The sequence below is a fragment of the Promicromonospora kroppenstedtii DSM 19349 genome (assembly GCF_000515355.1).
Classification (GTDB): Bacteria; Actinomycetota; Actinomycetes; order Actinomycetales; family Cellulomonadaceae; genus Promicromonospora; species Promicromonospora kroppenstedtii.
In genome coordinates this window covers 87,730-100,487 of record NZ_KI911649.1, presented here as the reverse complement: position 1 = coordinate 100,487, position 12,758 = coordinate 87,730, and the positions used below count along the sequence as shown (strand labels likewise).

Below are 12,758 nucleotides of genomic sequence, written 5' to 3'. Positions count from 1 at the left end.
CCGGTCCGCGAAGCCCCGCTTCGCGGACCGGGGTCCGTTCGTCTGCCGGCCGGACGGCGCCGCTCAGTCCCAGCCGAGCTCGTGCAGCCGCGCGTCGTCGATCCCGAAGTGGTGGGCGATCTCGTGCACCACGGTGACGGCCACCTCCTCCACGACGTCCTCGCGCGTGTCGCAGATCGCGAGGGTGGGGTTCCGGAAGATCGTGATGCGGTCGGGCAGAGCGCCCGCGGCCCACATGTGGTCGCGCTCCGTCAGCGGCACCCCCTCGTAGAGGCCCAGCAGCTCGGGATCGTCCGCGGGCGCGTCGTCCTCGACGAGCACCACCACGTTGTCCATCTGCGCCGCGAGGTCGGGCGGAACGAGGTCCAGCCCCTCGCTGACGGCCGTCTCGAAGTCCTCCCGCGTCATCTCCACCACGCACCCATCATCCCCGACCGGCGACTCGTCCAGGTCTCGGCCTCGACGTGCGGGAAGGGGGTCGAGCGCCTGTAGACTTGCCCGGTCTTGGCCCCCATCGTCTAGCGGCCTAGGACCCCGCCCTTTCACGGCGGTAGCACGGGTTCGAATCCCGTTGGGGGTACGAAGGGGCTCGCTCGAGCCAGGTTTCGACCGCTGTGAGGCAGGTCATCCCAGCAGGGTCCGGATCTGATTTCAGGTTCTGGCCCAGGGTGGGTTAGGGTACTCACGGTTCGGAACGAGCCCCCCGGTCGCGGGTAGCGACCATGGCCCTGTAGCGCAGTTGGTTAGCGCGCCGCCCTGTCACGGCGGAGGTCGCGGGTTCAAGTCCCGTCAGGGTCGCGCGAGAGGCGCCCGGATCGTCGGTCTCGACTATCCGGGCGTTCGCGCTAGGGCTCTGTAGCTCAGTTGGTAGAGCGTTCGACTGAAAATCGAAAGGTCACCGGATCGACGCCGGTCGGAGCCACAGCCAAGAACCCCCGGAACCACACGGTTCCGGGGGTTCTGCGTTTCACCGGATGATCCGCCGAGATGACCGGTTAGTGAATGAGTTAGCGAACGGCGCCACTCACCCAGCATCGGCACGCGAAGTTCGTTCGCACCCAACAGCGGCTCCATGTACCAGCCCGACGCGAACTCTTCCGGCGCGAAGATTCGATCCATCGCCGTCGCCCCCGTCTGAATCACCGGCCGCAGTTCGTGTCACCATGACGCTCGGCGGAACCGGCGGCATCACCTCGGGGTCCCCGTCCAGGTCAACGTGATCCCGCCGCAAGGCACGAACCTCCTCCGTCCGCAGGCCCGTCAGGATCGAGACCACGATGTACGCGTGCATCGGATCCGACTTCGTGAGGGTGAGCACGCCCTCCGCCTGTTCGACGGTGAGCGAACGGGACGCACGGCCTTCCCGCCCCTCGGGCACGTCGACCAGTTCCAACACGTTGCGTGGAGCGAGGCCACGAGCGCAGGCACGCTGCAGCATGGAGCCAAACGCGCCACTCATGGCCGACGGATCGGCTATCCGGCTCTTGGCGGATGAGGGAGAAGGGGTGAGTCCGCAGCGACTAGGGCGGTGTCACCCAACTGCGTGCCCTGCGTGATTGTCGGCGTTCAGAGACCGTCGATCGCTTCGCCGAGGTCGGTTCCGTAGGCGCTCCAGCAAACCACAGTGCCGTCGTCGTCAGCTTCGCCCATGTACCAGTCACGGTCATGCCGCACGAGGACCAGCCCGCCAACCGTGACGATCGCCCGGGGCGTGAGCCGAACGAGGCCGTGGACGCCGTCCAGGAACGCGTCACGATCGAGAGGGAGTTCCCTGGCCGTCACGTCGCCTGAGTATGTGCGAACGCGCTCAATGGTCCATCCATCACCGAGGCTCAAGGTCATCTCCGAATGGTCGCACTGCGGAGCCAGACCAAACCTCGCCCCCGAGACCTGTGTTCGCTCCCGACGCCGTGCCGAGCTTCACGGTCCAGGGCAGCATGATGACCTCGAACCTGATGGCGCCCACGCTCGCCATAGGTGACCAGCGGCGTGATGCTCGTCGTGCCCACCGCCACCTACTTGGTTCCTGAGCGTGGGCGTCATCACGGTGACCTCTGACCACCCTGGGATGAGCTCGGGGCTGGCGCACTTCTTCGGAAGCGCAGCCCGTCGGCCTTTCCAGGCCGGGTCGCGTGCGCGTATCCAGCTTCAGGCAGGTCCGGCCGGAAACCCTCTCCGGCGAGGCCACTTCCGATGCCGCCGCCCAGCCATCGCGAACTCCACGCCCAGCCGCCTCCGAGGTAATTCCTTCCACCAATTTCTCATTGCCGCGTGATCCTCTTCATGCCTTTTCCTGGAAGCCACGCCGCGCCAGGAATTGCCCCATGAGCTCTTGGCCTGTTGAGTTGTCTTCAGCGGCGCAGGCCGAAACCGGCAGCACGGGAGGGCAGATGATCGACGACGTGAAGTTCGACGACCAGACAGGACCGGCAGATATCCCTCCCGCGGGCGCTCCGGGACCCGACAGGCCGGCCTCCCTGGGCAAGCTGGTCGAGCAGGTCTCCGAGCAGGCCTCCCGGCTCGTCCGGGCCGAGATCGCGCTCGCCAAGGCCGAGCTGGCCGAGAAGGCCAAGAAGTCCGGCATCGGCGTCGGCCTGCTTGTCGTGGCGCTCCTGATCTTCGCCTACGCCGTCGGCGTGCTGCTCCTGGCGGCCGTGTACGGCCTGGGGACGGTCTGGCCCCTCTGGTTGTCGGCACTCGCCATCGGCGGCTTCATGGTGCTCGTGGTGGCCGTCCTGGCGCTCGTCGGCGCCCAGCTCCTGAAGAAGGCCACCACCCCGCCCGAGAGTGTGCAGCGGGTCAAGGACGACATCACGTCGATCAAGGAAGGGATGCAGCGATGAGCACCGAGACACCGCAGCCCAGCAGCAGCGAGCTCGAGGCCGAGGTGCTCCGCACCCGTGCGGACCTCGCCGCCACCATCGACGAGCTGACCACCCGGCTCAGCCCGGGTTACCAGGCGTCACGCATCGCCAAGGAGGCCAAGCAGGCCGCGAGCGACGCCGGGGCGATGGCCACCGGCTCGTTCGGGCACAAGAACGGCCCGGCGCCAGATCCGCGCCGGGCCCGCAACGCCAAGGTTGTGATCGGTGCCGCCATCGGGCTCGTGGCCATCGGCACCGCTGTGGTCGTAACCGCTGTGCTCAGGCGCGCGCGGGGCTGAGCTGGGGGGCAGCACCCGGCGCGCCTTCGTCCTACCTGCCGACCAATCCGTCAACGACGCCCGACTAGTTGTCGGTGTCGCCCGAGCTGTCCGCTGCCGCACCGAGCAGCGCCCGAACCTCGGACTCCTTGTAGCGGCGGTGACCGCCAAGTGTCCGGATCGACGAGAGCTTTCCCGCTTTTGCCCAACGCGTTACTGTCTTGGGGTCAACACGGAACAAGCTCGCTACCTCGGCAGGCGTGAGCAGGACCTCGGATTCTCCGTGGATGGACATCCCCGCACCTCCTCCGGAACGGTGCCGGCCTGGCCGTACCAGGCGGTTGACGACACCCGCTCTTGCACCATTGTTAGCAGCAAACGGGATTTAGGCGACTTGGGGACGGGGTTTATTCCCTCACTTTCTCCGCCACTCGCCACGCGCGCCCGTTTCGGGCGAGTCTCGGACACGTGCGACACACGGACACCACCTTTTGGTCCACACCTCTGCACAGCCTGGTGATCACCCGCGACGCCGTGCCGCCCGCCGATCGCGCGCCCGCCAGGAGTCGGCAAAGGACGGAATCGGCAGCCGACGGACTCGGGGCAGCCGGCCCACGCCAGGGCGCACCGGACGCCGTCCGACCAGGGCGCCAAGGCGCTCGACATCAAGTAAAAGTCAAGACATGGTCAGACACTCGGCACAAACGGGTCGCCAGGTCGAGCCGGACGACTGGAATGTCACAGCGGCGGATGGGACGAATCACGTCCACGGACTGGAAGAAACGCTGTACCAGCATGTAACGTTGGAACCTGGACAGACGAAACGCTACGGGGCCGCACGTCCATGCACGGTGCCGCCCCGCTCCTACGTTGAGGGGGGTCGGAGCCATGGGCCGCGGCCGTCAGAAGGCTAAGCAGACCAAGGTTGCTCGCGAGCTGAAGTACTACAGCCCGGACACCAATTATCACGCCCTCGAGCAGGAGCTCAGCGGAGCCTCCCATACAGATGTTGCGACGCAGTCGCGATGGGAATCCTCGGAGGACGAGGAGTACGACAACAGGTACTCCGACTGGGCAGAGCAGGACGACAACAAGCGCTGAGGGTGCCGGCGCCTTCGCGCCGGCCCCGCGTCCGCTCCTCGGTCAGGCCCAGCCACCGCCTCAGGGGCGGTAGTCGTTCACCAGCCTGACCGCGCCGCCAGACACGCCCTTTGTCCCCGCGACCAGGTCCTCCTGTGCCGTCGAGGCGTCCAGGGTCTCCACGCTGCCCAGCGTCCATGCCTGCACGCCGAGTGCTGACAGTCGCGCCAGCGCGGCGTCAGCGCCCTCTGCACCGACCACGGCGACCATGCCGACACCCAGGTTCAGCGTGTTCTCCAGGTCGCGCCGCGGCACGCCGCCGAGGCTCCGCACCAGCTGGAACACGGCCGGTACGTCCCAGGAAGCACGGTCGACCGTGGCCACGAGGCCCGCGGGGAGCACGCGCGCCAGGTTGGCGGCCAGGCCGCCACCCGTGACATGGGTGAAGGCATGGACCTGCGCCGCCTCGTCCGCGGCCAGCGCCAGGCAGTCCGAGGCATACACGCGCGTGGGCTCCAGCAGCTCCTCGCCGAGCGCCCGCCCGAGGTCGTCCACGTGCCGGTCCAACGCCCAGCCCGCCTGCTTGATCACGGCGCGCACCAGGGAGTACCCGTTGGAGTGCAGGCCGCTGGAGGCCATCGCGATCAGCACGTCGCCGTGCTGCACCCGGTCCGGACCCAGCACCTTGTCGGCCTCGACGATGCCCGTGGCGGCGCCGGCGACGTCGTACTCGTCCGGGTCGAGGAGGCCCGGGTGCTCGGCCGTCTCACCGCCCACCAAGGCGGTGTCCGCGACCTCGCAGGCCTGCGCGATGCCGCGCACGATGTCCGCGATGCGCTCCGGGACCACCTTGCCCGTGGCGATGTAGTCGGTCATGAAGAGGGGCTTGGCGCCCATCACCACGATGTCGTCCACGACCATGCCCACCAGGTCGAACCCGATGGTGTCGTGCTTGTCCATGGCCTGCGCGATCGCGACCTTGGTGCCGACGCCGTCGGTCGACGTGGCGAGCAGCGGGGCACGGTACCCCTTGAACGCCGAGAGGTCGTAGAGGCCGGCGAAGCCGCCCACGCCGCCGAGCACGGCGGGGCCCTGCGTACGCCGCACGGCGTCCTTCATGAGCTCGACGGCCTTGTCGCCCGCCTCGGTGTCCACGCCTGCGGCGGCGTACGTCAGGCCTTCGGAAGTCACTGGTGCTCCTGCGTCGTTCGGGTGGTGTACGTGGGGATCACGGGTGGTCGAGCGCGGTCGAACCGCCGGCGCTCACGGTGAGCTTCGTGAGGCCGTCCTCGGGCTGGCCGAGCGGCAGCTCCGCCTGCTCCAGCAGGTGCTTGCCCAGCTGGTCGTCCGGGGGCAGCTCGATCGGGTACTTGCCCGTGAAGCACGCGGCGCACAGCTGCGAGCTGGGCTGCTCGGTCGCGGCGATCATGCCCTCGGTGCTGATGTAGCCCAGGCTGTCGGCGCCGAGCGACTGGCCGATCTCCTCGACCCCCAGGCCGTTCGCGATGAGCTCGGCCCGCGACGCGAAGTCGATGCCGTAGAAGCAGGGCCACTTGACCGGCGGCGACGAGATGCGCACGTGCACCTCGGCCGCGCCCGCCTCCCGCAACATGCGGATCAGCGCGCGCTGGGTGTTGCCGCGCACGATCGAGTCGTCCACGACCACCAGACGCTTGCCTTTGATGACCTCGCGCAGCGGGTTGAGCTTCAGGCGGATGCCGAGCTGCCGCAGCGTGTCGGACGGCTGGATGAACGTGCGGCCCACGTAGGCGTTCTTGGTCAGGCCCTGGCCGAACGGGATGCCCGACTCGGCGGCGTAGCCGACGGCGGCCGGGGTGCCGGACTCCGGCGTCGGGATCACGAGGTCGGCCTCGACGGGGTGCTCGCGCGCCAGGGTGCGGCCCATCTCGACGCGCGCGGCGTGCACCGAGCGACCGTTGATCGTGTTGTCGGGCCGGGCGAGGTACACGTACTCGAAGACGCAGCCGGCCCGCTCCGGCTCGGCGAACCGCACCGAGCGCATGCCGTCGGCGTCGATGCAGATGAGCTCGCCGGGCTCGACGTCGCGCACGTAGGAGGCGCCGACGATATCGAGGGCCGGGGTCTCGCTGGCGACCACCCAGCCGCGGTCGAGGCGGCCGAGCACGAGCGGGCGCACGCCCTGGGGGTCCCGGGCCGCGTACAGCGTGTTCTCGTCCATGAACACCAGGGAGAACGCGCCGCGGAGGCGCGGCAGCACCTCGAGGGCCGTGGCCTCGAGCGTGTGGTCGGCGTCGCCCGCGAAGAGCGCGGTGATCAGGGCCGTGTCCGTGGTGTTGCCACGGGCGAGCTCGCCCCGGCGCTGCGCGCCGTAGCGCTCCGCGACGAGGTTGACGAGCTCGGCCGAGTTGGTCAGGTTGCCGTTGTGGCCGAGGGCCACGGTGCCGGACGCCGTGGCACCGAGCGTCGGCTGGGCGTTCTCCCAGGTGACCCCACCGGTGGTGGAGTACCGGCAGTGCCCGACGGCGATGTGTCCGGTCAGGGCGTTCAGGGCGGTCTCGTCGAAGACCTGGGAGACGAGTCCCATGTCCTTGTAGACGAGGATCTGCTCACCGTTGCTGGTGGCGATGCCCGCGGACTCCTGTCCGCGGTGCTGCAGGGCGTACAGACCGAAGTACGCGAGCTTGGCGACCTCCTCGCCGGGTGCCCAGACCCCGAAGACGCCACATGCGTCCTGGGGGCCCTTCTCGCCGGGCATGAGGTCGTGGTTGAGTCGGCCATCTCCGCGCAGAGGCATGGTCCGAGTATCCCACGCGGCCGGAACGAAGTTGCCAGCCGGTTCTGTGACCTCTGTGTCAGCGCCCGCGCAGGCTCCGGCGGTCCGCGATCACCGCGAACAGGCCGGCCAGCAGCGTGGTCACCGTCGTGACGAAGGCGGTGAGCACGGTGACGTAGACGCCGGGCTTCATCAGCGCCGTGCCCGAGGGCGTGCTGACCAGGTAGAACGACAGCGCGAGGCCGAGGATGATCCCGACCAGCGCACCGGTCAGGAAGAACGCCTTGTAGCGCGGGGCACGGCGCACGGTCGCCGGGTCGACGACGTCACGCACCTCGACGTCGTCGGAGGACTCGCGCGATGCCTGGGTTTCACTCACCCGACCAGGGTACGCGCCGCCCGGCGCCGAGATGGCACGGCAGAGAAGGAGAACCGCAGCGCACCCGTGGACGGGTGCGCTGCGGTTCTCCTTCTGCCGCGATGCTGTCTCGACGGAGGGGTCAGCCGATCAGCTTCCAGGGGCCGTGCTTCTTGAAGCCCGGGATCTGGAGGATCGTCGGCCGGGTCGCCTCGTAGACCTTGCCCTTGTAGGACACCTGGTCACCCCACCAGTAGAGCTTCCACGGCACCCACGCCGGAGCCTGCGGCTCCTCGGGGGTGGTGGCCTCGACGGTGATCGGCAGCCGCGCGGTGGTGCCCGACGGCGTCGCCGTCACCACGAGCTGGTACGCGCCGGCCGCGGTACCGGCCGGGACCGTGACGGAGGCCGACGTCGCGCCGTTGGTCACCGGGCTGGTGCCGAGCGAGACGCCGTCCGCGGGCTCGCCGCCGGACGGGACCAGGAAGGTCTCCACCGAGGCGTTCTGCGGGGCGCCCAGCGAGGTCAGGTCCAGACCCGAGAGGCTGACGTCCGTCGAGGCGCCCGCCTCGACCGTGCCGGGCAGGGCCGCGGCGACCGTGCGGGTGCGGGCGAAGCTCGGCGTGACCGGCGACGAGTCCTTCAGGTACGTGATCCAGGCGTCGCGGTCCACCAGGCCCGAGTCGCGACCGTCCGTGCCCTCGGTGAAGGCCCGGAAGTTGTCCCCGCCCGAGATCAGGAACGAGAACGTCGCGATGCGGTACTCCGCGGCGGGGTCGACCGGCCGGCCGTCGATCGTGATCGACGAGACGTTGTCGCCCGGCGTCGCGTTCGGGTCGGCCGTGGTCACGGTGTACGACACGTTGTCCGACAGGCCCAGCGCCAGGTACGGGCGCGAGGGCCGGTTGCCGTTGGCGTCCGTCTGCCACTGCTCCTCGAGCAGCGTGTCGAGCTGTGCGCCGGTGAGCGTGATCGTCCACAGGTTGTTGACGAACGGCAGCACCGCGTTGGCCTCGGCGTAGGTGATGATCCCGTCCTCGCCGAAGTACAGCTCGTTCCGCAGGCCGCCCGGGTTGACGATGCCGATGTCGGCGCCGCCCCGCTCGTCCGCGGCGAGCGAGTCCCGCAGCGAGTTGGCCACGAGGTTGCCGAGCGCCGACTCCGACGCGCGGTCGTCCCGGTTGCCGCCGGTGTAGACGCCGTCGGTGTAGGAGCCGCCCGAGAACGCGGTCGTGACGTCGGCCGTGACCTCGCCGATCGGCTGGGCGCCGATCTCCTCGGCCTTGGCCAGCGCGGCGTCCACGATCGAGTCGACCTCGGCGACCGCCGGGTAGGTCTCGATGAGCTCGGCAGCGGGGGTCGCCGTGCGCGCGACGTTCTCGACCTTGTAGCCGGTCACGTCGAAGGACTCGGTGTCGACGGTGAGCGAGACGTGGCCCAGGAACTCGCCGTAGTTGCCGGTCTGGATGATCGGGCGGGTCTCGCCCTCGGCACCCGGCACCGGCGCGTCCCACGCGTACTGCTTGTGCGTGTGGCCGGTGAAGATGGCCGCGACGCGCGGGTCGGTCTGCTGCACCAGGTCGGCGAACGGACCGCCGGCGGCGATCTCCTCCTCCAGGGTGGCGCCGTCGGGCGTGCCCGCGCTCGCGCCGTCGTGCGCGAGGGCGACCACCACGTCCGCCTCGCCGTTGGCGGCGTCGCCGTCCAGCAGCTCGTCGGTGACGCGGTTGAGCGCCTCGACCGGGTCGCCGAACTCAAGACCCTCGATGCCCGAGGGCGTGACCAGCGTGGGGGTCTCCTCGGTGACCACGCCGACGAAGCCGACGTCGACGCCGTTCACCGGGACCACCTGGTACTCCGGCAGGGCGGGCTCGCCCGTGGCCTCGTCGTAGACGTTGGCCCCGAGGTAGTCCCAGTCGGCGGCGTCGGCGACGCGGCCGGTGAGGTCGGACATGCCCTGGTCGAACTCGTGGTTGCCCACGGCCGAGGTCTTCAGACCGAGCGCGTTCAGCACGTCGATCGTGGGCTGGTCCTGCTGCAGCGCGGACGCGAACAGCGAGGCGCCGATGTTGTCGCCCGCCGAGACGAACGCCGTGCCCTCGGGGTTCTGCGCCCGGAGCTCCTCCACGGTGCCCGCGAAGTTCACCGTGTTGTTGTCGATGCGGCCGTGGAAGTCGTTGATGGCCACGAGGTCCAGGTCCACCGAGCCGGGCTCGGTGGTGGTGTCACCCAGGTCCAGGCCCACCAGGACGGGGTCGTGGTCGGACGACCGGAACGGCGTCTCGTCGTAAAGGATCGTCGCGTTGTAGTTGTAGCGGCTGTACTCGTTCGCCACCGGCTCGTACGCGTTGATGTTCCAGATGTCCGCGCCGGACACGGCCTCGGCCGCCGCCGGGGAGGCGAGCACGTGGTCGAGCGAGCCGACCATGCCGTCGAAGTTGTAGGTGTACTCGCCGGTGGTGGGACCGAGGTCCGTGTAGCCGGCGTCGGTGAGGACCTGGATCGGGTCCTCCTGCTCGTAGGCGTTGAAGTCGCCGACCAGCAGCACCTTGTCGGTGCCGGCCGCGGCGGCCTGCTCCTCGGCGAAGGCCGCGAGCGACGTCGCCTGGCGCGTGCGGGACTCGTTCGAGGCACCCTGGCCGTCGCCCTGGTCCGCGTCGCCCGGCCACGGGCCGGCCGAACCCTTCGACTTGAAGTGGTTGGCGATCACGACGACGTCGTCACCAGCGCCGGCGGCGCCGCCCGCGGGCTGGAACGTCTGGGCCAGCGGCTGGCGTGCGTTGCCGAACGCGTCGTCGCCCACCAGGATCGTCGAGTCGCCGACCGGCTCCGCGGTGGCGGTCCGGTAGATGAAGGCGTTGCGGATGACGTCCTCGGCGTCGGGCACCTCGGCCGGGGAGGCCGCGTAGGCCCACGTGCCGGCGCCCTCGGCCGCGTTCAGGGCGTCGACCAGGTCGGACAGCGCCTGGTCGCGCTCGCCACCGAGCGAGGCCGTGTTCTCGATCTCCAGCAGGGCGACCACGTCGGCGTCCAGCGCCGAGATCGCCGCGACGATCTTGGTCTGCTGGCGCTGCAGGTCCTCCTCCTCGGCCGCGCCGCGGGCGTCGCAGCCGCCCGAGACGGTGACGGGGTCACCGGCGCGGTCCGTGTAGTAGGTGCAGCCCGTGAGCTCGTCGCCCGTGGTGGTGAAGTAGTTCAGCACGTTGAACGTGGCGACCTTCAGGTCGCCGCCCACCTCGGCGGGCGCGTCCTCGCGAGTGTTCTCGAACGTGGCCGGCTGGACGGCGTCGGCGACGTCCGGCGTGAGGTGCGACGTCGGCTGGAAGCCCCACGCGTCGAACCGGTAGTCCAGGACGACGGGCCGCGTGAACGTGACGGCCGCACCCACCCGCAGCGGCGCGCCACCGGTCAGATAGGGCAGCGGCTTCGACTTGTTCGCGGTCGAGTTGTAGTTCGTGGACGAGCCGTCGTCGAGCAGCACGGCGCGCGCCGCGTTGTCCGCGACCTGCGCGTCGTACTCGGCCGACCCGGGCCGCCCTGCCGTGGTCGGCTGCACCAGCGGGCTGTCGCCGGCTGCCAGCCCGACCGTGCCGTAGTAGTTGGTGTCGTAGTTGTCCGTCACCGTGAACTCGCCCTCGGGCGCGAGCAGCATGCCCTCGAGCGCCTCGCGGCCGGCCTCGTCGGCGGGCCAGGCGGTGACGGTCGGCTCGACGGTCGCGGGCTCGTCCAGGACGGTCCAGCCACCCGCGGACGGCGTGAGCTCCGTCAGGCCGTTGAACTCCGAGACCGTTCCGGTGACCTCCACGTGGTCGCCCGCCGAGAGGTCGGCAGCGGCTGCCGCCGAGAACACGAAGATGGCGTCCGACGCGCCCGGCGTCGGGTCCTCGGAGCCGCCGGCGCCCGCGGTCTGCAGGTAGAGGCCGTTGAAGCCACCCGTCGGGTAGACAGCGGTCACGACGCCCTGCGTCGTGACCGTGTCGCCGACGAGCGGGCTGGTGTCACCGGTGCCCTGGATCTCGGCGATCGGGACGACCTCGCCGGGCTCGGTCGGCTCCGACGGCTCCGGCTCGGGCTCGGAGCCCTCGCCGTTGGTGGGGGTCACCTCGGTGCTGAACACGAAGTCCGCCGAGTTGTCGCCCGCGTCACCGGTGCGCTCCAGCGAGCCGACCACGCCGGTGCCCTGACCGGCCGGACCCTGGGCGGTCTCGAACGTGTCGGCGGTGCCGTAACCGAGCAGGTCGACGACGCCCGCAGCGCCCTCGGCCGGCACGGCGCCCTTGGCGGGCGTGACGGCGGTGGCCTGCGACGCGAGCGCGATCACGCCCGCCGCACCGCTCGGGTTGAGGTTGCCGACGGCGTCGGGCGTGGGGAGCGCCTCGCCGTTGGCCGCGTTCGACCCGCCCTGGACCAGGTAGTGGCCGCCGGCGGCGATGGTGCCGCTCAGGGCGGTGATCCCGGAGAACGACGCACCCGTCGCGGACTTGTACTGGACCGACCAGCCGTCGACGCTGACGGGCTGGTCCGTCGGGTTGTGGAGCTCAACGAACTTGTTGCGGTACGGCTGACCGGAGCTGCCGCCGACGAGGTATGCCTCGCTGATGACGACGTGCCCGGAGTCCGGGCCGTCCTCGGCGGCCGCGGGAGCGGCGACAGCCGCCGTGGCGGGCACGGTGAGCGCCGCGGACAGGGCCACTGCGACCGCGGTCGTTCCACGGGGTCGGGGGTGCTGACTCGGGGACCGGAGCGTGCTGGGTCTCACGCTGACTCCTTCTGCAATAGCCGACCGAGGCCGGGGTGGAGTGCACTGCTGCTGGACGACGTGCTCGGCGGCATCGCCGCGGCCGGTCGCGCGTCAGTTGCGCAGGCGGTCCGGCACGAGCGGCACCAACCAATCACTGCCTCGTGAACCGACGGTTACGGAAGGACGCCCGCCGGGAAAACTGCGGTCCCGGCACCGGGTGAACCCGCCCGCGGCCGAGCCACGAGATCGACGCCGAGGCTAGCGGGTGCCACCGACATCCACGATGCGGTACACGCCGACGGCGCAGGGTTCACCCGCCGGCGGCCGGAGGCTCCGGCTCGGCGCCCGACGCGGACGCCGCCCGGCGTCCGGCGGTCAGCGGCAGCAGGTGCGAGATGTCGGAACGGTCGCCCGAAGCGCGCACCCGCCCGTCCGCAACGACGTCCGCCCAGTTGAGGGTGCCCGTGGCCAGGCCGAGCCAGGTCTCCGGGTCGGTCTCGACGACGTTCGGCGGGGTGCCCCGCGTGTGCCGGGGCCCGGCCACGGCCTGCACCGCGCCCGCAGGCGGCACGCGCACCTCCACGGAGTTCCCGGGCGCGACCTCGGCCAGCTCCTCCAGCGTGAACCGCACCGCCGTCGTCACGTCCTTCCGCTCCGCCTCGCCCCGGGCCCAGACGCCGAC

Annotated in this window: 11 protein-coding genes and 3 tRNA genes; 6 read left to right on the top strand and 8 right to left on the bottom strand. The window is 70.3% G+C overall.

Annotated features, from left to right (window positions below; all coding sequences use genetic code 11):
- Positions 1 to 63: 63 nt before the first annotated feature.
- Positions 64 to 408, bottom strand: coding sequence for a metallopeptidase family protein (locus tag PROKR_RS10005; RefSeq protein ID WP_169736377.1), 345 nt, complete (start codon positions 406 to 408; stop codon positions 64 to 66).
- Positions 409 to 507: 99 nt separating this feature from the next.
- Here PROKR_RS10005 and PROKR_RS10000 point away from each other — a divergent pair.
- From PROKR_RS10000 to PROKR_RS09990, 3 genes are all read left to right on the top strand, one after another.
- Positions 508 to 580, top strand: a tRNA-Glu gene (locus PROKR_RS10000).
- A 144-nt stretch (positions 581 to 724) separates the two neighbouring features.
- Positions 725 to 798, top strand: a tRNA-Asp gene (locus PROKR_RS09995).
- A gap of 51 nt (positions 799 to 849) precedes the next feature.
- A tRNA-Phe gene (locus tag PROKR_RS09990) sits at positions 850 to 922 on the top strand.
- Positions 923 to 1,566: 644 nt separating this feature from the next.
- On the opposite strand, the gene PROKR_RS09985 is transcribed toward PROKR_RS09990, so the two are convergent.
- On the bottom strand, positions 1,567 to 1,842 hold the full coding sequence (locus PROKR_RS09985) for a hypothetical protein (protein WP_036962671.1): 276 nt from the start codon (positions 1,840 to 1,842) through the stop codon (positions 1,567 to 1,569).
- 548 nt (positions 1,843 to 2,390) lie between these two features.
- On the opposite strand from PROKR_RS09985, the gene PROKR_RS09980 reads away from it, so the two are divergent.
- Positions 2,391 to 2,843 carry a phage holin family protein gene (locus tag PROKR_RS09980; RefSeq protein WP_036962669.1) on the top strand — a complete coding sequence of 151 codons (453 nt, stop codon included), beginning with the start codon at positions 2,391 to 2,393 and terminating at the stop codon, positions 2,841 to 2,843.
- On the top strand, positions 2,840 to 3,163 hold the full coding sequence (locus PROKR_RS09975; protein WP_036962667.1) for a DUF3618 domain-containing protein: 324 nt from the start codon (positions 2,840 to 2,842) through the stop codon (positions 3,161 to 3,163). Before PROKR_RS09980 ends, PROKR_RS09975 begins: the two co-directional genes overlap by 4 nt.
- A 64-nt stretch (positions 3,164 to 3,227) precedes the next feature.
- Here PROKR_RS09975 and PROKR_RS31520 read toward each other — a convergent pair whose 3' ends face one another.
- Positions 3,228 to 3,437 (bottom strand): BldC family transcriptional regulator, encoded by a 210-nt coding sequence (locus PROKR_RS31520; protein ID WP_026365760.1) that lies wholly within the window; start codon positions 3,435 to 3,437, stop codon positions 3,228 to 3,230.
- Positions 3,438 to 4,030: 593 nt separating this feature from the next.
- On the opposite strand from PROKR_RS31520, the gene PROKR_RS09965 reads away from it, so the two are divergent.
- On the top strand, positions 4,031 to 4,243 hold the full coding sequence (locus tag PROKR_RS09965) for a DUF3073 domain-containing protein (protein WP_020015758.1): 213 nt from the start codon (positions 4,031 to 4,033) through the stop codon (positions 4,241 to 4,243).
- A gap of 60 nt (positions 4,244 to 4,303) precedes the next feature.
- On the opposite strand, the gene purM is transcribed toward PROKR_RS09965, so the two are convergent.
- The 5 genes from purM to PROKR_RS09940 form a co-directional block, all read right to left on the bottom strand.
- On the bottom strand, positions 4,304 to 5,413 hold the full coding sequence (gene purM / locus PROKR_RS09960; RefSeq protein WP_036962663.1) for a phosphoribosylformylglycinamidine cyclo-ligase: 1,110 nt from the start codon (positions 5,411 to 5,413) through the stop codon (positions 4,304 to 4,306).
- 37 nt (positions 5,414 to 5,450) lie between these two features.
- On the bottom strand, positions 5,451 to 6,998 hold the full coding sequence (purF, locus tag PROKR_RS09955) for an amidophosphoribosyltransferase (protein WP_036962662.1): 1,548 nt from the start codon (positions 6,996 to 6,998) through the stop codon (positions 5,451 to 5,453).
- Positions 6,999 to 7,056: 58 nt separating this feature from the next.
- Entirely contained in the window at positions 7,057 to 7,356 is a 300-nt protein-coding gene (locus tag PROKR_RS09950) for a hypothetical protein (RefSeq protein ID WP_142032275.1), read from the bottom strand.
- A gap of 121 nt (positions 7,357 to 7,477) precedes the next feature.
- Positions 7,478 to 12,028 (bottom strand): ExeM/NucH family extracellular endonuclease, encoded by a 4,551-nt coding sequence (locus tag PROKR_RS09945; RefSeq protein ID WP_036962658.1) that lies wholly within the window; start codon positions 12,026 to 12,028, stop codon positions 7,478 to 7,480.
- Between the two features lie 358 nt (positions 12,029 to 12,386).
- A partial coding sequence (locus PROKR_RS09940) for a sterol carrier family protein (protein WP_036962656.1) occupies positions 12,387 to 12,758 on the bottom strand: 372 nt, incomplete at its 5' end.